This is a genomic window from Kosakonia sp. MH5, assembly GCF_009935945.1.
Lineage (GTDB): Bacteria > Pseudomonadota > Gammaproteobacteria > Enterobacterales > Enterobacteriaceae > Kosakonia > Kosakonia radicincitans.
Genome location: NZ_QODH01000007.1, coordinates 218,223 through 236,310, shown reverse-complemented (window position 1 = coordinate 236,310; position 18,088 = coordinate 218,223). Strand labels below are relative to the sequence as shown.

Below are 18,088 nucleotides of genomic sequence, written 5' to 3'. Positions count from 1 at the left end.
TAATATAAGAAATTAATCAATGGGGCAGCCCCCTTTATTCGGGCACCTTTAATGAAAAAGGCCCCGTCAGGGGCCCGGTATTTTTTAAAGATATACGCGTTGCGCTGCTTCAGAAGCGATATTGCAGACCGGCTGTAACGGTATAGTTATTGTTAGAAATGCCGGCAGCATCTCCGCCAATAGATGCTGATTCGCCACTGTTGGTATCAATAATTTGCGTACCGCCTTTGCCTTCTTCAAAACGGCTATAGGCGAATTCAGCAAAAACTTTGGCCTGCGGTGTGACGTAATATCCGGCATCAATTGATGCACCGTAATAGCGTGAACTTGACGTTTTCTCACGGAAAGTCAAGTCGCGCATATAGTGCTCGTCGTTATCATGAGCACGGACCCAATCACTGAATTTAAACAGCGCGTTAAATTCAAAGTCATTAATACGATACTGGCCAGCAAGGCCAATGTATGGCATAGAGAAACGCTGGCTATAACCAATACCACGTTCACCGGCCGGGAAATTCCCGATATTTGTCCCGTTATCGTAATTGTAAGAACCACCGGTAGCGGTCCAGCTGAAACGCGTTTCCTGATAACCTGCCGTTACACCCGCTTTATAGTTCTCGCCCTGGAATATCCAGCCTTTGACATTGAGATCGTATTCATTGGCATAATTAACATGCGTAGCTGGATGGGATGAGTGGTCTGTCCATGCGGATTGCTTGTCGTTCAACCAGTCATAATCATCCATATGACCGGAGCCAGATGCCATAGATGTCCAGCCGCGGGCGTTCAGTGTCAGAAAAGAGTATGCATCCCAGGAAATATCGCCTTTCAGAATGGCGACATTTTTGAGTTTCCAGTCGAGTTGGCTGATTTTACGCCCAGTGACTTCGTCGTAAACCATCTCATGGGATTTCCCGCTCAGCATCCCACCCGAGGCTGAAACCGTTAAACTCTCCGGGGAAAAATCCGGCGTAAATTGCGCCGGTCCTGCATAAACTGCTCCTGAAAACGCGGCCATCATCATCACTGCAACACTACTTTTTTTCATTTTTATATCCCTAAGGCAAATTTAATCAATAAGTTGCGGGTGAATATTAAAAGTCATACAAATAACAATCAACTGCCAGTTTTGGTAATTTTTTGCAAACTTATGTCATGAGCAAGGAACCGGCTGGATTCAATCTGCAAGCAGACGAAGTGCCGCACACCGACCGTTTTTTGCCGAAGGAGACGCTGCTGGCACTATTTCTTCTTGTTAAGCATCGACTTCAAATCGGCAAACGGATTATAGGTTGCTGCACCGACATCTTTTTGTGCATCTTCCCCCGCCACAACGGTGGTGCCGTACTGATCCGCTTCCGTGTATTTTGAGTGTTCGTGGTCATGGCAATACAGACACAATAGCTCCCAGTTGCTGCCATCTTCCGGGTTATTGGTATGGTCATGATCGATATGGTGAACCGTCAATTCACGCAGGTTTGAATAAACAAACTCCCGCGAACAGCGTCCACACACCCACGGGTAGATTTTTAGTGCTTTCTCACGGTAGCCGCTTTCCAGCCGCGCGTAGTTTTTTGGGATCAAAGCCATTGCCGATGCCGCCTGTTACAAAGAGATAGTTTGATAATATCCCATAATAGAACAGAAAGAGATGGAGCATCATTGTTTTGCCGCACATGCGCTGACGGGAAAAAGAACATGGGCCGACTCAGGCTCGAAGCCTCTGTTCAGGATGTCCCCGGGATAGTATTCGCTGCCCTATACTGGCTCTTTCCGGTAAATTCCCTTAATTACCGCCATGTTATCGCGTTAAACACGATGACCTGTTTACATCCGCGTGCTGTTCATCAGGATAAAAGGTCTACGCCAAAAGCCTGATTTCTTTTCTTATTGATGCTGTTACTTTTAAAACTGTTATTTGCTTGATGAACCGGTTGGTTATACAGCGTAAATCGGCGTGTTCCGCTTATTTCCTCTTAATAAACCGATTTGCTGTGCAAATAAAAAATCACTAACACCCTTGATGTGTAAAACGTTCGTATTACAACCCTAATGACAGAAACGCATTCTGTTGCGGGAGTGTCATTGCCATGAGGAGATAAAGATATGTCATCTGTTTATTATCGTGGGGATAAACGGGAGCTTGCCGAAATCCAGAAAACGGGATTCCAGCCACAAATAGTGTCGTGCAGAGGGCGAACGCCAGGCCAGGCGATTGCCTATATTCAAAAGATTATTAAAGACAATAATTATAAAAGCCTTGCGGATATTGGCGGTTATATTATCAGTAATGCAAAAGGCGATTCCGTCTCCGCCTCATGTATTCTCGATGGCGCCTCCTATGGTACTTATAAATATAAAATCACCGTTCCGGCTAATGCGCTGTATTTTGAATTTAAAACCGATGGCAGTGTGGGCGCGCAGCTGGAAAATCAGGGGAGTATGTCCGGGCGCAAACCGTACTATATTTTAACGGATGTTAACCCGGATTTAAGTCAATACGTTATTGTAGGAACAAGAACCGTCACGCAGGAAGCCACATTTTTTACGGATATACCCAGCGACTGGATCTCGTTAATAACAGAATAGATTTTCCACCGATTTATAATTGATACGTACAATGCTTTTTCAGGATTAAAAACCTGAACGTTATCTTCTATGGTTGCATTGCCGCTGGCTGCCTCGACAGCGGCATGCTTTGTTTTTCGGGGGAAGGCCGAATTCCGGCGCTTTTATGGATGTGTCGGTGCAACCTGGATTACGGGTGGCGTCGGCGAAACCAATATGATCCCCGGCCATGGCTGGCCGGGGCAGGGGATTAATGCGCGCGACCCTGTTCGATACCAATACCGGTCTGCGAGCGAATAAACTGCGCGCGGAACTGCTCGCGTTCCAGCTTGCCCGCTTCGGTGTTATCGGTAGCGGAGAAGATCCAGATGCCGATAAACGCGACAGCAATCGAGAACAGCGCCGGATACTCATACGGGAAGACCGCGGTGGCGTGGCCGAGGATCTGTACCCAAATGGTCGGGCCGAGGATCATCAAAATCACCGCCGTCAGCAGGCCAAGCCAGCCGCCGATCATCGCACCGCGCGTGGTCAGTTTTGACCAGTACATCGAGAGCAGAATAATCGGGAAGTTGCAGCTTGCGGCAATGGAGAAGGCCAGACCGACCATAAAGGCGATGTTCTGCTTCTCAAACAGAATGCCCAACAAAATGGCGACCACGCCAAGCACCAGCACGGTGATTTTGGATACCTTCAGCTCCTGGCGCTCGGTCGCGCCTTTACGGAACACGTTGGCGTAGAGATCGTGCGAGACCGCCGACGCGCCCGCCAGCGTCAGCCCGGCGACCACCGCCAGAATGGTGGCGAACGCCACGGCGGAAATAAAGCCGAGGAACAGGTTGCCGCCAACCGCATCGGCAAGGTGAACCGCTGCCATATTGTTGCCGCCAATCAGCGCGCCCGCCGCATCTTTAAACGCCGGATTCGCACCGACCAGCATGATCGCGCCAAAGCCGATGATAAAGGTCAGAATGTAGAAGTAACCCATAAAACCGGTGGCGTAGAACACGCTTTTACGGGCTTCCCGCGCATCGCTGACGGTGAAGAAACGCATCAGGATATGCGGCAAACCGGCGGTGCCGAACATCAGGCCCAGGCCTAACGACAGGGCGGAGATCGGATCTTTCACCAGCCCGCCAGGGCTCATGATTGCCGCGCCTTTCGGATGCACCGCCATCGCTTCGGTGAACAGGTTATTGAAGCTGAAACCGACGTGTTTCATCACCATAAAGGCCATAAAACTTGCGCCAAACAGCAGCAATACCGCTTTGATAATTTGTACCCAGGTGGTGGCGAGCATGCCGCCGAACAGCACATACAGCACCATCAGCACGCCAACCAGTACCACGGCGACGTGATAGTTCAGGCCGAACAGCAGCTCGATAAGCTTCCCGGCACCCACCATCTGCGCAATCAGATACAGCGCGACCACCACCAGCGAACCGCAGGCGGAAAGGGTGCGAATCGGCCCCTGTTTCAGGCGGTACGAGGCCACGTCGGCGAAGGTATAGCGCCCAAGGTTGCGCAGCCGTTCGGCGATCAAAAACAGGATAATCGGCCAGCCGACAAGGAAGCCCAGCGAGTAAATCAGCCCGTCATAGCCGGAGGTGTACACCAGCGCGGAAATCCCGAGGAAGGAGGCCGCCGACATAAAGTCACCGGCAATCGCCAGCCCGTTCTGAAAACCGGTAATATTGCCGCCCGCGGTGTAGTAATCGTTACGCGAACGCACGCGTTTCGACGCCCAGTAAGTGATGTACAGGGTGAGCGCCACGAAAATCACAAACATGATAATCGCCTGCCAGTTGGTTGGCTGGCGTTGTACCTCGCCGGTAATGGCATCGGCGGCGTGCGCCGTGAAAGGAAGTGTGGCGGCCAGCGCCGTCAGGACTCGTTTCATGGTGCTTTTACCTCGCTTAGCACGGCTTTGGTCAGACGATCAAACTCACCGTTTGCCCGCCAGACGTAGACGCCGGTCAGCACAAACGAAATCACAATCACGCCAATCCCAATCGGGATGCCGCGCGTCACGCTGGTGCCTTCGTGCAGCGGCGTACCGAGCCAATGCGGTGCAAAAGCGATAAGCAGAATAAAGCCGACGTAGATAATCAGCATGATGATGGAAAGGGAAAAGGCAAACCGTTGCCGTCTTTCAACTAACTCCCTGAAATGCGCACTGTTTTCTATCTGTTGATAAATGTTATTCATCACAGAATTCTCCAGAGGTCTCCCCGTAGTCTTTCGCGCCGCAGGTTCGTTGGCCGCACATGCCCACCCCAGTCACACAGTTATCTATGCGCCTGGGGATGTGTGCGTTTGCCGCCTTCCTGCAACACGAAATCCATTGGGAACTGTAGGGTGAGGTGATTGTTTCCTCTCCTTATAAGGAGAGCGTTATGGTTTTGTTTGTCAGCCGGATAGTGGCTGACGCCTTATCCGGCAGGGTGTTACGATTCTTAAGACGGCATGGTAATGGCCTGTTTCTCTTCGAGCAGTTTTTCCACGACGCCAGGATCGGCGAGCGTCGAGGTATCGCCGAAGTTACTGGTATCGCCCGCCGCGATTTTGCGCAGGATGCGACGCATGATTTTGCCGGAGCGTGTTTTCGGCAGTGAATCTGTCCAGTGCAGTACATCCGGCGTTGCCAGCGGGCCAATCTCTTTACGCACCCAGTTACGCACTTCGGTGTAGAGTTCCGGCGACGGTTCTTCTCCGTGATTCAGCGTGACATAGGCATAAATCGCCTGGCCTTTGATGTTGTGCGGAATACCCACTACGGCGGCCTCGGCGATTTTCGGATGCGAAACCAGCGCCGATTCAATCTCAGCGGTACCCAGGCGGTGGCCGGAAACGTTCAGCACATCGTCCACGCGGCCGGTGATCCAGTAATAGCCCTCTTCGTCACGACGCGCGCCGTCGCCGCTGAAGTAGCAGTTTTTGAAGGTGGAGAAGTAGGTCTGTTCAAAACGCTCGTGATCGCCAAACAGCGTACGCGCCTGGCCTGGCCAGGAATCGGTGATCACCAGGTTACCTTCGGTCGCGCCCTCAAGCACATTCCCTTCGTTATCCACCAGCGCCGGTTGCACGCCAAAGAACGGATGGGTTGCCGAACCGGCTTTCAGGCGCGTTGCGCCAGGCAGCGGGGTGATCATAAAACCGCCGGTTTCCGTCTGCCACCAGGTGTCCATCACCGGGCATTTACCGTTGCCGATCTTCGACCAGTACCACTCCCACGCTTCCGGGTTAATGGGCTCGCCCACGGAACCGAGAATACGCAGCGAAGAGCGGTCGGTACCCTCAATGGCTTTGTCGCCTTCTGCCATCAGTGCGCGGATCGCCGTCGGTGCGGTGTAGAGAATATTGACCTGGTGTTTATCCACCACCTGGCTCATGCGCGCCGGGGTTGGCCAGTTCGGCACGCCTTCAAACATCAGCGTGATGGCACCGCAGGCCAGCGGCCCGTAGAGCAAATAGCTGTGGCCGGTCACCCAGCCGACATCGGCTGTACACCAGTAAACATCGCCCGGATGATAATCAAAGACATATTTAAAGGTCGTCGCGGCATAAACCAGATAACCGCCGGTGGTGTGCAGCACGCCTTTCGGTTTGCCGGTTGAACCGGAGGTATAGAGGATAAAGAGCGGATCTTCCGCGCCAACTTCCACCGGCTGATGCTGGTCGCTGGCTTTTTCGGTCAGCTCGTTCCACCACAGATCGCGGCCGGCGTTCCAGTCGATTTTGCCGCCGGTACGTTTCAGAACCACGACATGCTCAACGCTGTTAACGTTCGGGTTTTTCAGCGCGTCATCAACATTTTTCTTCAGCGGAATATTACGACCGGCGCGAACACCTTCGTCGGCGGTGATCACCAGCCGGGAACTGGAATCAATAATGCGTCCGGCTACCGCTTCCGGCGAGAAGCCGCCGAAAATCACCGAATGCACCGCGCCGATACGGGCGCAGGCGAGCATCGCGACTGCCGCTTCCGGCACCATCGGCATGTAAATCGCGACAACATCACCTTTCTTAATCCCGAGATCGACCAGCACATTGGCAAACTGGCATACGCTGCGGTGCAGCTCGCGATAGGTGATTTTTTTACTCTGGCTGGCGTCATCGCCTTCCCAGATAATGGCCGTCTGGTCGCCGCGTTCGGCAAGGTGGCGGTCAAGGCAGTTGGCGGCCAGGTTTAATGTGCCGTCTTCATACCATTTAATCGAAATATTGCCGGGTGCGAAGGAGGTGTTTTTCACCGTTTTATACGGCGTGATCCAGTCGAGGATCTTTCCCTGCTCGCCCCAGAATGTGTCAGGGTCGGTGATGGATTGCTGATATTTGGCTTCATACTGCTCCGGATTGATCAGGCAACGTTCCGCAATATTGGCGGGAATATCGTGTTTATGTATTTGGCTCATGGCAATTGCTCTCCTTGTAAGATGTTAATAATATGTCACAAGAACGTTAATTGTAGGGCCTTTACAAGCTTTGTTTACTATTTGAGCGATAGATCACGCATTGATGAGATTCAGTAAAAAAGCAGCAAAATAAATGCGCTGGTGTAATGCAGAAATGAAAAATAGCGGCAGGAAGAAGAAAAATGACTCATAACAGCAGGTTATGGAATGTGACGGTTCGATTACACTTAATAGCGTTGCAGAATAATGCGCTATGGCAACCTGCTGAAAATACATTGCGGAACCAATAGCGTCTTAATTATTTTTAACAGGTACTATTCACTGAGTTAATGACAAATAGCAGACGAAATTTCCGGTATGAAGCGACCCCTGCGACATTTCTAATGATTAAAAAATACGCAAATGAACAAATTTTGCGGAATAATTTCCTGACGGAAATATTGGAATTCAGCAGATTGAAATTTTTTGTATAACAAATACTTATTGTTAATAACTGAAATAAAAGACGGCTTTTAGCTAAAAAATCAGTCAAACCCCCTCCCGGTATAGGGTTGCGCGTTACACCCTGCAAATGATACTGATAATGCGCGTTAAAAAACCCCGCAATACCGTGCGACGTTAATCATACCCTTTCAGTATGTGTCGTTCCCGAGCATGGAATGGCGCTTCATTGAGGAAGTCTGTAGTTATGAAAAACATGAAAATCAGCCTGGCCTGGCAGATTCTGCTAGCCCTTGTGCTGGGTATTCTTCTGGGTAGTTACCTGCATTATCACAGCGACAGCCGCGAATGGCTGATTGCGAATCTCCTGTCTCCTGCGGGCGATATCTTTATTCATCTGATCAAAATGATCGTGGTGCCGATTGTTATCTCGACGTTGATTGTCGGGATTGCTGGTGTGGGCGACGCGAAACAGCTTGGCCGTATTGGCGCGAAAACCATCATCTATTTCGAAGTGATCACTACGGTTGCGATCGTGCTCGGTATTACGCTGGCGAATGTGTTCCAGCCGGGGGCGGGAATCGATATGTCGCAGCTGGCCACGGTGGATATTTCGAAATACCAAAGCACCACCGCGGATGTGCAAAGCCACGCCCACGGCCTGATGGGGACGATTCTGTCGCTGGTGCCGACCAATATCATCGCGTCGATGGCGAAGGGCGATATGCTGCCGATCATCTTCTTCTCGGTGCTGTTTGGCCTGGGGCTGTCATCGCTGCCGGCATCGCACCGCGAGCCGCTGGTGACCGTGTTCCGTTCTATTTCCGAAACCATGTTTAAAGTCACCCATATGGTGATGCGCTATGCGCCGGTCGGCGTGTTCGCGCTGATCTCGGTAACGGTGGCGAACTTCGGTTTTGCCTCGCTGTGGCCGCTGGCGAAGCTGGTGATTCTGGTTTACTTCGCGATCCTGTTCTTCGCGCTGGTGGTGCTGGGCATTGTGGCGCGCATCTGCGGGCTGAGCATCTGGATCCTGATCCGCATCCTGAAAGATGAGCTGATTCTGGCCTACTCAACCGCCAGTTCAGAGAGCGTGTTGCCGCGTATTATCGAAAAAATGGAAGCCTACGGCGCGCCTGCTTCCATTACCAGCTTCGTGGTGCCGACCGGTTACTCCTTTAACCTCGACGGTTCAACGCTGTACCAGAGTATTGCCGCCATCTTTATTGCGCAGTTGTACGGTATCGATCTGTCGCTGTGGCAGGAGATTATCCTCGTGCTGACGCTGATGGTGACCTCAAAAGGCATCGCGGGTGTTCCGGGCGTCTCCTTCGTGGTATTGCTGGCGACGCTGGGCAGCGTCGGTATTCCGCTGGAAGGGCTGGCCTTTATCGCCGGTGTTGACCGTATCCTCGATATGGCGCGTACCGCGCTGAACGTGGTGGGGAATGCGCTGGCGGTGCTGGTCATTGCCAAGTGGGAACACAAATTCGACCGCAAAAAAGCGCTGGCCTACGAGCGCGAAATGCTGGGCAAATTTGATAAAACAGCCGGTCAGTAAACTGCTCAATCCCTCCTTCACGGAGGGATTTTTTTATCCCTTTACCGTGTGGCTTTTGCCCATCATCGCCAGAAAACCCGCCACCACCGGCACCAGCGATCCCCACAGCACCGCATTCCAGCCGAAGGCATTAAGTAGTGCGCCGGAGGAGAAAGAGCCGACAATCATCACGCCAAAGACAATAAAGTCATTCAGTGACTGGACGCGGGTTTTCTCTTCCGGGCGGTGAAACTCAATGATCTTCGCCGAAGCGCCGGTAAAACCAAAGTTCCAGCCGATGCCAAGAAGGATCAGCGACAGCCAGTAATGCAGGATGTCAGTACCGAGCAGACCGGCGAGCACGGAGAGGGCGGTGATCAATAATCCCGCAGCGCCAATGCGGCTGGCGCCAAAGCGCTGAATCAGTTTGCCGGTAAAAAAGCCCGGCCCGTACATCGCAATCACATGCCACTGAATGCCCAGATTCGCTGCCTGCTGAGAAAGGCCGTGCTGATGCATCGACAGCGGCGCGGCAGTCATCAGGAAGTTCATCACCATATAGGCCACCGCGCCGCCAAACACGGTGCGACGAAAGCCCGGCAGGCGGGCTATTTCATGAAGTGGGCGGCCGCCGTGCTGCGCGTGAGCGACAACGGCAGGGGATTTGACGCCGAGCAGTACCGTTGCGGCAAGCGCCGCGACCGCTGCCTGCGCGAGAAAGGTAACGGCAAAAGTATGCTCCGGCCAGGCATTCATGGTGCCGGTGACCAGCATCGGGCCAAGTACGCCCGCTACGACGCCGCCGCCCATCACCAGCGATAACGCGCGCGCCCGTCGTTCACTGCCCACGCCATCGGTGGCGGCAAAGCGAAACGAGAGCGCAACAGCCGCGTACGCGCCGCCGAAAAAAGCCGCCAGGCAGAACAGGGAAAAGGAACCGAGCACGACCGCCAGCGAGGCCAGCAGCCCGGTCAACACGCCTGCGCCAGTACCGGTCATAAAGGCAGCCCGCCTGCCACGACGGCGAGCCAGCGCGCCAAACGGCAGAATGCAGGCCGCCATCCCCAGAACAAAAACTGTGACGGGCAGTGTTGCCAGCGTGCTGCTCGGCGCGAGGGTATTACCGACTATCGCGCCGGTGGCGTAAAAGACGACCGAGTTAGCGCCAGCCAGCGCCTGTGCTGTCGCGAGACGCGCAATGTTGTGGTTCTGCTGGCTGACCGGTAATTCTGCTTCCGTGGAGTTCAACACCTGCGCTCTCATTATCAGGGGATTCTGTTGATGACATTACACTACCGGGCGGTTTGCCACACCTGTCAGACGTTACGCCCCATCGTGACACCGCCGCGTGAGCCTCCCGGCATCAGGATGCATTTACGGAGGGTTTATTGCTGATGGCATCAGGCGCGATGTTCATATGTTTCAGTACCGGGCCGATGATTTTGCCGAAAATCGGCGCCGCGACCGAGCCACCAAAGTGATCGCCCACTGTCGGATGGTTAACCATCACCACCAGCGCCACTTCCGGGTGGCTGGCCGGGGCAACGCCTGCGGTGTAGTTGACGTAGCCGCCATCGTACTTCCCGTCGGTACCCATTTTTTCCGCCGTACCGGTTTTGGTGGCGAGCTGATAGCCCGGTACTGCCGCGCGTAAACCTGAGCCGCCGGGTAAAACATCGCTTTCCATCATATACACGACGGTTTTCGCGGTGGCCGGATTCGCCACTCTGACGCCCATCACCGGCGGCGTGACTTTGGTGATGGAAAGAGGGCGATAGATACCGAACGAGCCCAGCGTCGCATATTCCCGTGCGATCTGCAGCGGCGTTACGCGCAGGCCGTAGCCAAAAGAGAACGTTGCGCGTTCAATATCGGCCCAGCGCTGGCGGTGTAAGGGAAAGTAACCCACACTCTCGCCCGTTAAGCCCAGCCCGGTAGGTTTGCCGAGGCCAAACGCCTGGTAGGTATTCACCAGCGCCTGAGCAGGCATGGCAAGCGCAATGTGGGACGCGCCCGTATCGCTCGATTTCTGCAAAATGCCGGTTATCGTCAGGCGCGGCCAGTGCCCGACATCCCGTATCAAATGCCCGTTGACGACGTAAGGCGAGGTATCAAGAACCGAGTTCGGCTGGATTAAATGGCGCTCCAGCCCTTCGAGAACCACCAGCGGTTTCACGGTTGAACCCGGTTCATAGCTATCGTTAATGGCCGTGTTGCGCATTTGCATCGGGGTGGCGCTTTCGTAATTGTTGGGATTAAACGAAGGGTAAGACGCCATTCCCAGAATCTCGCCGGTGTCGATTTTCACCAGCACAGCCGCACCTGAATCCGCCTTGTTGAGCAGCACGCCATCACGTAATGCGCTGTAAAGTGTGTATTGATCGAACTTGTCGATGCTGAGCTGAACGGTTGGCGGTTGCTGCGGCGGTTCGTAATTGACCACGGAAATCAGGTGGCCGTCACCGTCCTGGCGGTACTCTTCCTGACCCGGTTTGCCTTCAAGAATGGTGTTATAACTTTTCTCCAGCCCATTCAGCCCCGTGTTATCGGCGCCCACGATGCCTAAAAGCGGCGCGGCAGCTTCTCCCATAGGATAAAAGCGGCTGTCGTCATATTCGGTCGTGATCCCTTTCAGATGCAGCGTGGCAATATCTTTGGCGATACCCAGTTCGATTTTTCGGCCCAGGTAGAGGAAGTGCTTCGTGGGATTCGCTGTAAGCTGCGCCCGCAGGGCTTGCGGGCTGACATTGAGCGCTGCGGCGAGGTAAGCCCACTTCGGGCTGGTAAAATCAGGATTCGCCTCGAGAATGCGTTTCGGATCGGCAATGATGTCGCGCGAGGGAACACTCAGGGCTAACGCCTGGCCGTCACGATCCACCAGCGTGCCGCGGTTGGTCGGTAGCGTAATGGTGCGTAATGAGCGCTGATCGGCTTCATGCTCCAGCATCGGGTGATTGAGCAGTTGCAGGTCGGCAACGCGTGCCAGCAGGAGTGCTAAAAACACCAGAATCACAAGAGAAAGCAGGTGATACCTGTTCAGGTTAAATGAGGAACTGGGGTGATCTTCTCTACGGTGTTTTTTAACAGGAGGCATGGGGTTTCGCGGCAATCATCAATGAGCACATTTACCTGTTAGTTATAGGTAAACATGCCAGCAGATGACAGAAGAACTGTGTTTCAGTTCGTTAATAATGATGATTTTTCAGGAAGTTGATTGCGGCGCTGTCCACTCGTGGCGTGACTAACGGAAGATAAATAAAAAAGCGGAGTGAAGATCACTCCGCTTTGACTTCGACAAACGCGGCTATCAGCCCATCGCGCTTTCGCGCAGCCGGGTTTTCAGCTTGTTATATTCGTCGATCACATACTGCTCGGCGGCGCGCTGATCGGCGATCGGCTCGATGCGCACGGCGCAGTACTTGTACTCCGGCGTTTTGGTTATCGGGCTTAAGTTCTCCGTCACCAGCTCGTTACAGGCGCCAATCCACCACTGGTAGGTCATATACACCGCACCTTTGTTCGGGCGTTCGCTGACCTGCGCACGGGTGATGATTTTGCCTTTACGCGAGTTAACCCACACCAGCGCTTCATCCTCAATGCCCAGCCTTGCGGCGTCGGCGGCGTTGATTTGCGCATAGCCTGGTTCATCCGCCAGCGCGGCCAGCGCCGCACAGTTGCCGGTCATTGAACGGCAAGAGTAGTGGCCCACTTCACGCACGGTGGAGAGCACCATCGGATACTCGTCGGTGAGTTTATCCATCGGCGCGACCCAGTCGCAGGTGAAGAATTTCGCCAGCCCGTTCGGCGTGTCGAACTTCTCTTTAAAGAGATAAGAGGTGCCCTGATCGGCCTCCGACGTATCGCGACACGGCCACTGGATGTAGCCCAGCTCACCCATTTTTTCGTAGGTGGCGCCGTAGAAATCGGGGCATAAATGACGCAACTCGTCCCAGATCTCCTGCGTGTTGTTGTAATGCATCGGATAACCCATACGGGTGGCGATTTCACTGATGATTTGCCAGTCCGTTTTCAGATCCCACTTTGGTTCAACCGCTTTGAAGAAGCGCTGGAAACCGCGATCTGCTGCGGTATAAACGCCTTCGTGCTCGCCCCAGGAGGTGGAAGGCAGGATGACATCCGCCGCGGCTGCGGTTTTGGTCATGAAAATATCCTGCACAATCACCAGTTCAAGCCCTTCAAATGCCTTACGAACTGCCGACAGTTCGGCATCCGTTTGCAGCGGATCTTCACCCATAATGTACGCGGCGCGCACTTCGCCATGCTCAACGCGATGCGGTAGTTCGCTAATGCGATAACCGGTATGCGCTGGCAGGCTTTCCACGCCCCACGCTTTGGCGAATTTCTCGCGGTGCGCCTCTTCTTTCACATACTGATAGCCGGGGTAGGTATCCGGCAGCGCGCCCATATCGCACGCGCCCTGCACGTTGTTCTGACCGCGTACCGGGTTGACCCCAACATGCGGTTTACCCAGGTTGCCGGTCAGCATGGCAAGACTGGTGAGCGAACGTACCGTTTCCACGCCCTGATAGAACTGGGTCACGCCCATGCCCCACAGAATGGCTGCAGTTTTCGCCCCGGCGTACATACGGGCGGCCTGGCGGATCTCCTGCGCGCTGACGCCGGTGATCTCCTCGACCGATTCCGGAGTGTAGCCCTCGACAATCTTCCGGTACTCTTCAAACCCTTCCGTCCGGTTGGCGACAAACGCCTGGTCGTAGAGGTTCTCTTCAATGATCACATGGCCCATGGCGTTAAGCAGGGCGATGTTGGATCCGTTTTTCAGTGCGACGTGCATGTCGGCAATGCGCGCGGTTTCAATTTTGCGCGGATCGCAGACGATGATTTTCGCCCCATTCTGTTTCGCCCGAATCACATGATTGGCGACGATAGGGTGAGAATCCGCCGGGTTGTACCCAAAGATAAACACTAAATCCGTGTTATCGATTTCATTAATGGCATTACTCATCGCGCCATTGCCGACCGATTGGTGCAGACCTGCAACCGAAGGGCCGTGTCAGACACGAGCGCAGCAGTCGACGTTATTGGTACCAATAACGGCGCGCGCGAATTTTTGCATTATGTAGTTGGTTTCATTACCCGTACCACGGGAAGAACCAGTGGTCTGAATGGCATCCGGGCCGTACTTCTCTTTAATGGCGCGCAAACGGCTGGCGACATAATCGAGCGCTTCATCCCAGGAGACCGACTCCAGTTTTCCGCCGCGCTGGCGACGGATCATCGGGCTTTTAAGCCGGGGCGTCAGGATCTGGGTATCGTTGATAAAATCCCAGCCGTAATAACCTTTCAGGCAGAGAGTGCCCTGATTGGTTTTGCCCTGTGCGGCTTCCGCCCGAACGATTTTGCCGTTATCGACCACCAGATGGATTTTGCATCCCGAGGCGCAATACGGGCAAACCGTGACGACTTTTTTCATCACTTTCGCTCCAGTTAACAGTGTCGCCCCCACTATGCATCTTCTATGCCATAACAATATTGGGGGTATTTACCGATGTTACGCCGGAAATTTGCGCAAAATACTGACGAAAAACAGGCCATCGTCAAAAGTGACGTGACGAAGAGCGAGGGGGATGTGACCACGGTTAAAAATTCGGCATTTAGTCGCTGCATTTATAAATGACCGCCAACAGAATGGATCAGACTTACCCAAACGGGCCTGGCGGAAGCGGACAATGAAACCTGCAATTCTGGTGGTGGATGACGATAGCGCGGTGTGCGAACTGTTGAAAGAGGTGCTGAGCGAGCATGTCTTTACGGTTTACGTCTGCCATAACGGGCAGGATGCGCTGACGCTCAGCGCGCAGCATGCGGATATCGCGCTGGTACTGCTCGATATGATGCTGCCGGATATCAACGGCCTGCGGGTGTTGCAGCAGTTGCAAAAACAGCGTCCGTCGCTGCCGGTGGTGATGCTTACCGGGCTTGGTAGCGAGTCGGATGTGGTGGTCGGCCTGGAGATGGGCGCGGACGACTATATCGGCAAACCGTTTAACGCCCGCGTACTGGTGGCGCGCGTCAACGCGGTACTGCGGCGCAGCGGCGTGCTGGCGGCAGAAATCCCAATGGAAAAGCAGCCCGGTTTTACCTTTAATGGCTGGCATCTTGACCCTGAGCGCTGCGAGCTATTTAACCCGCAGCATCAGGTGGTTGGCCTGACGCAAGGCGAGTACAGCTTGTTGCTGGCGCTGGTGCAAAATGCGCGTCGGGTGCTGAACCGCGAACAGTTGCTGACCTTAACGCACAGCGAAAGCGTGGAAGTGTTTGATCGCACCATTGATGTGTTGATCATGCGCTTACGCCGCAAAATCGAAGCTAATCCCCACCAACCGGCGCTAATAAAAACCTTGCGCGGCCTCGGCTATGTCTTTGCCGCCGACGTTGCGCACAGCGATAAAGCGGCGTAGCCGTCATCCGGCCAAACGCCAGACAATCAACCGGTTATCTGGCGCTGGCTATATCGTCTCTTGTTCCGGCAAACTCCTACAGCGAATCTCCAATCTCCTGCTGCAATGCCTCCAGCGTCTTCGCGCCGTCGATCGCATTGGCGCACAGCAGGCTGGCGCGTGCGCAGGCATGTGCCAGTTGAATGCTCTTTTGCAGCGGCCAGGCTTCGTGGCAGCCGTATAAAAAACCGGCGCAAAAAGCATCGCCCGCGCCGACACTGCCGATAATCTCCGACTGGCTTAACGTGCGCGACGGGATCCACGCTCCGGCCTGATCTGCCGCTTCGCCCCATGCGCCTTCCGGGCAGTGGATCACTACCCGCTGGCGCACACCGGCGGCCAGCAGTTGCGCGGCGGCGGCAGCGATATGCTCAATATGCGGTTCATCGGTTGCGGTGCGCATGGGCAGCCCGCTAAATTCCCCGGCTTCCAGCTCGTTAATCACCAGAAAATCAAGATGCTTCAGGCACGGCAGCACCAGCGGCTGGTAACGTGGATCGCCCTTGCGTGACACCAAATCCAGCGAGGTGAGAAAACCCTGCTCGCGCATCTGCGCCAGCAGCCGCGCGCTGCGTGTTCCGTACTCTTCGTCCGGCAAATCGAGACTATCAAGTAGCAAGAGATAGCCGAGATGGAAAATCTTCATGCTGCCGTCCAGCTGCTCAAACGCCGGTAAATCCAGCAGACGGTTCGCGCCGGGCGAGTGGAAAAAGGTGCGCTGCCCGGAGGGATCGGTCATCACCTGCGACATTGAGGTGGGTGCAGAAGGGGTGCGCTGCACCGCCTGGCGATTGACGTGGTACTGATCCAGCATCGCCATAATGTAATCGCCATCGCTGTCTTCGCCCACTAATCCCACCGCCTGCAACGGCATGCCCACGTGCAGCTTTGCCAGTGTCAGCAGCACATTCAGAGGCGCGCCGCCCGTTGAGCGCTCGCTCTGGGTGATCTCCGCCAGCCAGCCGCGTTCCGGCCACTGCACGATCTGGTGAACATGATCGACCAGCATATTGCCGGCGGCGATAACGCCGTTGCGCGCCATCAGAGTTGCCCCGCGCTGCCGAAAATGCGCATCTGTGTGGCAACGGTATCGGTGATAGCTTCTTCGACGCTCAGCAGGAGCTGGGCGAACTCATCATACAATGGCTGGCGATCTGCCATGCGCTGCTCAATGGCGCCGAGCGCGGCCTGTGACATGCCGGTGTAGAAATTGATTTTATGGATACCCAGCGAAATGGCGCGGCGGAAATCCGCATCGCTGATACCGGAACCGCCGTGCAGCACCAGCGGCAGACCGGTCTGCTGGCGAATGGCATCCAGGCGCTCAAAATCCAGCTTCGGTTCGCCTTTGTATTTGCCGTGGGCATTGCCGATAGCCACCGCCAGCGTGTCGATGCCGGTACGGTCAACAAAATCCCGCGCCCGCGCCGGGTCGGTAAAACAGGCTTCGTCGGCATGGCCATACAGCGCGCCGCCTTCATCACCGCCAACCGCGCCCAGCTCCGCTTCCACCGAAACGCCGACCGCATGGCACATCTTCACCACTTCCCGCGTCTGACGAATATTGTCTTCATACTCCAGCACGGAACCGTCAAACATCACCGAGCTAAAACCGAGGCGCAGCGCGCGCACGACCGATTCAAAATGCAGCCCGTGATCGAGGTTCAGCACCACCGGAATGTCGTGGCGCGCGGCTTCGAACTTCACCGCTTCGACCAGCGATTCCAGCGAGACATATTTAAAATGGACTTCGGCGATGTTGATGATAAAGGGCGAGCGCTCCTGCTTTGCCGCGGCAAACAGCGCGCGTAAAAAGTGCGAGTCGAGCACGTTAAACGCGCCCAGCGCATAGTGATGTTCACGGGCGTGCGTCAGACCTTCAGCGAGCGAAATCAAAGACATAGCTTCCTCCTTTAGCCGAGAAACAGATGATATTCGTTACACAGCGCCAGCAGTGCCGGTTCGTCTTCCTGAATAGCGTTAAAGCGATCAACGGGGTACAGGAAGTGGTTGTCGTGATCATCGTCATTCACCGACGACACTTCACCAACCAGCACATCGCCAAAGCCCGGTTCGCCCCAGAAGCTGTGATATAGCCCCGGCGACAGGCAAATACTTTCCCCTGGTGAGAGGCGCAACTGGCTGCCTGCCGCATGAGTCTGGATACAGCCATCAATGACCACGGTAACGTCGGAGGCAATCGTCTCTTCATGTGCGCCGGCGTTCCACAGCTCAATAATCAGATTACCGCCGCCGCGATTAATGATGTCCTCGCGCTTGCGCCAGTGAAAATGCATCGGCGTAAGCTGACCGTCGCGCACGTGCATAATCTTTTCCGCATAACATTTTTCATACGGCGTGCCGTTGGGCGAGCCGTTACGCAGAGTGAACAGCGTCAATCCCTGGGTAAAGAAATCGTCGCCGCCAAATGCAGTGACATCCCATCCCAGTTTCAGATCGAACACTTCACGCCACGCCGCGCGATCGAGCTGTTGCCATTTGGTTGGCGGGAAGCTGGCGAAAGGCGGCAAATGGACATCGTGCATTGAGAAAAACTGCCGCGTGTGGCCGAGAATTTCATTAATGGCGGAGCGTTTCATTTCACCTCCAGAGAAGATCCCCCGCCGGAAAAAGCGGGGGAA

General features: G+C 54.6%; 14 protein-coding genes. 3 read left to right on the top strand and 11 right to left on the bottom strand.

Annotation, left to right across the window (positions count from 1 at the left end):
• Nucleotides 1-109 precede the first annotated feature (109 nt).
• The gene (locus DK872_RS18935; RefSeq protein WP_007372489.1) at nucleotides 110-1,048 is read right to left on the bottom strand and encodes an omptin family outer membrane protease; all 939 of its coding nucleotides are present in this window, start codon (nucleotides 1,046-1,048) and stop codon (nucleotides 110-112) included.
• A gap of 194 nt (nucleotides 1,049-1,242) precedes the next feature.
• Complete coding sequence (yajD, locus tag DK872_RS18930) at nucleotides 1,243-1,590, bottom strand: HNH nuclease YajD (RefSeq protein ID WP_043955614.1); 348 nt, start codon at nucleotides 1,588-1,590, stop codon at nucleotides 1,243-1,245.
• A gap of 516 nt (nucleotides 1,591-2,106) precedes the next feature.
• Between yajD and DK872_RS18925 the strand changes: the two genes are divergently transcribed.
• Nucleotides 2,107-2,589 carry a hypothetical protein gene (locus tag DK872_RS18925; RefSeq protein ID WP_007372491.1) on the top strand — a complete coding sequence of 161 codons (483 nt, stop codon included), beginning with the start codon at nucleotides 2,107-2,109 and terminating at the stop codon, nucleotides 2,587-2,589.
• A gap of 229 nt (nucleotides 2,590-2,818) precedes the next feature.
• Here DK872_RS18925 and actP read toward each other — a convergent pair whose 3' ends face one another.
• The 3 genes from actP to acs form a co-directional block, all read right to left on the bottom strand.
• Complete coding sequence (actP, locus tag DK872_RS18920) at nucleotides 2,819-4,468, bottom strand: cation/acetate symporter ActP (protein WP_035886906.1); 1,650 nt, start codon at nucleotides 4,466-4,468, stop codon at nucleotides 2,819-2,821.
• The gene (locus tag DK872_RS18915) at nucleotides 4,465-4,776 is read right to left on the bottom strand and encodes a DUF485 domain-containing protein (RefSeq protein WP_035886908.1); all 312 of its coding nucleotides are present in this window, start codon (nucleotides 4,774-4,776) and stop codon (nucleotides 4,465-4,467) included. Before DK872_RS18915 ends, actP begins: the two co-directional genes overlap by 4 nt.
• 248 nt (nucleotides 4,777-5,024) lie before the next feature.
• Entirely contained in the window at nucleotides 5,025-6,983 is a 1,959-nt protein-coding gene (acs, locus tag DK872_RS18910; protein ID WP_035886910.1) for an acetate--CoA ligase, read from the bottom strand.
• A gap of 688 nt (nucleotides 6,984-7,671) precedes the next feature.
• Between acs and gltP the strand changes: the two genes are divergently transcribed.
• Nucleotides 7,672-8,985, top strand: a complete 1,314-nt coding sequence (gene gltP, locus DK872_RS18905) for a glutamate/aspartate:proton symporter GltP (protein WP_007372496.1) — start codon at nucleotides 7,672-7,674, stop codon at nucleotides 8,983-8,985.
• Between the two features lie 33 nt (nucleotides 8,986-9,018).
• Here the strand turns inward: gltP and DK872_RS18900 are convergent, their stop codons facing one another.
• The 3 genes from DK872_RS18900 to fdhF form a co-directional block, all read right to left on the bottom strand.
• Complete coding sequence (locus DK872_RS18900) at nucleotides 9,019-10,227, bottom strand: MFS transporter (RefSeq protein WP_071920047.1); 1,209 nt, start codon at nucleotides 10,225-10,227, stop codon at nucleotides 9,019-9,021.
• Between the two features lie 100 nt (nucleotides 10,228-10,327).
• Entirely contained in the window at nucleotides 10,328-12,058 is a 1,731-nt protein-coding gene (locus DK872_RS18895; RefSeq protein ID WP_071920048.1) for a penicillin-binding transpeptidase domain-containing protein, read from the bottom strand.
• 213 nt (nucleotides 12,059-12,271) lie between these two features.
• Nucleotides 12,272-14,419 (bottom strand): formate dehydrogenase subunit alpha, encoded by a 2,148-nt coding sequence (gene fdhF / locus DK872_RS18890; RefSeq protein WP_079517076.1) that lies wholly within the window; start codon nucleotides 14,417-14,419, stop codon nucleotides 12,272-12,274.
• A 256-nt stretch (nucleotides 14,420-14,675) separates the two neighbouring features.
• Between fdhF and DK872_RS18885 the strand changes: the two genes are divergently transcribed.
• Nucleotides 14,676-15,407 carry a response regulator gene (locus DK872_RS18885; RefSeq protein WP_071920050.1) on the top strand — a complete coding sequence of 244 codons (732 nt, stop codon included), beginning with the start codon at nucleotides 14,676-14,678 and terminating at the stop codon, nucleotides 15,405-15,407.
• A 76-nt stretch (nucleotides 15,408-15,483) separates the two neighbouring features.
• Here the strand turns inward: DK872_RS18885 and DK872_RS18880 are convergent, their stop codons facing one another.
• The 3 genes from DK872_RS18880 to DK872_RS18870 are packed head-to-tail and all read right to left on the bottom strand — an operon-like array spanning nucleotide 15,484 to nucleotide 18,046.
• The gene (locus tag DK872_RS18880) at nucleotides 15,484-16,488 is read right to left on the bottom strand and encodes a carbohydrate kinase family protein (RefSeq protein WP_161518699.1); all 1,005 of its coding nucleotides are present in this window, start codon (nucleotides 16,486-16,488) and stop codon (nucleotides 15,484-15,486) included.
• Nucleotides 16,488-17,348, bottom strand: coding sequence for a ketose 1,6-bisphosphate aldolase (locus DK872_RS18875; RefSeq protein ID WP_071920052.1), 861 nt, complete (start codon nucleotides 17,346-17,348; stop codon nucleotides 16,488-16,490). The genes DK872_RS18880 and DK872_RS18875 overlap by 1 nt, the downstream gene beginning before the upstream one ends.
• 11 nt (nucleotides 17,349-17,359) lie before the next feature.
• Nucleotides 17,360-18,046, bottom strand: a complete 687-nt coding sequence (locus DK872_RS18870; protein ID WP_007372505.1) for a D-lyxose/D-mannose family sugar isomerase — start codon at nucleotides 18,044-18,046, stop codon at nucleotides 17,360-17,362.
• Nucleotides 18,047-18,088 lie beyond the last annotated feature (42 nt).

What these genes read in the sequence shown, in the direction of transcription:
- gltP (WP_007372496.1), top strand. Translation starts at nt 7,672, where the DNA reads ATGAAAAACATGAAAATCAGCCTGGCCTGGCAGATTCTGCTAGCCCTT.
- DK872_RS18885 (WP_071920050.1), top strand. Translation starts at nt 14,676, where the DNA reads ATGAAACCTGCAATTCTGGTGGTGGATGACGATAGCGCGGTGTGCGAA.
- DK872_RS18925 (WP_007372491.1), top strand. Translation starts at nt 2,107, where the DNA reads ATGTCATCTGTTTATTATCGTGGGGATAAACGGGAGCTTGCCGAAATC.
- DK872_RS18880 (WP_161518699.1), bottom strand. Translation starts at nt 16,488, where the DNA reads ATGGCGCGCAACGGCGTTATCGCCGCCGGCAATATGCTGGTCGATCAT.
- actP (WP_035886906.1), bottom strand. Translation starts at nt 4,468, where the DNA reads ATGAAACGAGTCCTGACGGCGCTGGCCGCCACACTTCCTTTCACGGCG.
- DK872_RS18870 (WP_007372505.1), bottom strand. Translation starts at nt 18,046, where the DNA reads ATGAAACGCTCCGCCATTAATGAAATTCTCGGCCACACGCGGCAGTTT.
- yajD (WP_043955614.1), bottom strand. Translation starts at nt 1,590, where the DNA reads ATGGCTTTGATCCCAAAAAACTACGCGCGGCTGGAAAGCGGCTACCGT.
- acs (WP_035886910.1), bottom strand. Translation starts at nt 6,983, where the DNA reads ATGAGCCAAATACATAAACACGATATTCCCGCCAATATTGCGGAACGT.
- DK872_RS18915 (WP_035886908.1), bottom strand. Translation starts at nt 4,776, where the DNA reads ATGAATAACATTTATCAACAGATAGAAAACAGTGCGCATTTCAGGGAG.
- DK872_RS18895 (WP_071920048.1), bottom strand. Translation starts at nt 12,058, where the DNA reads ATGCCTCCTGTTAAAAAACACCGTAGAGAAGATCACCCCAGTTCCTCA.
- DK872_RS18875 (WP_071920052.1), bottom strand. Translation starts at nt 17,348, where the DNA reads ATGTCTTTGATTTCGCTCGCTGAAGGTCTGACGCACGCCCGTGAACAT.
- DK872_RS18935 (WP_007372489.1), bottom strand. Translation starts at nt 1,048, where the DNA reads ATGAAAAAAAGTAGTGTTGCAGTGATGATGATGGCCGCGTTTTCAGGA.
- DK872_RS18900 (WP_071920047.1), bottom strand. Translation starts at nt 10,227, where the DNA reads ATGAGAGCGCAGGTGTTGAACTCCACGGAAGCAGAATTACCGGTCAGC.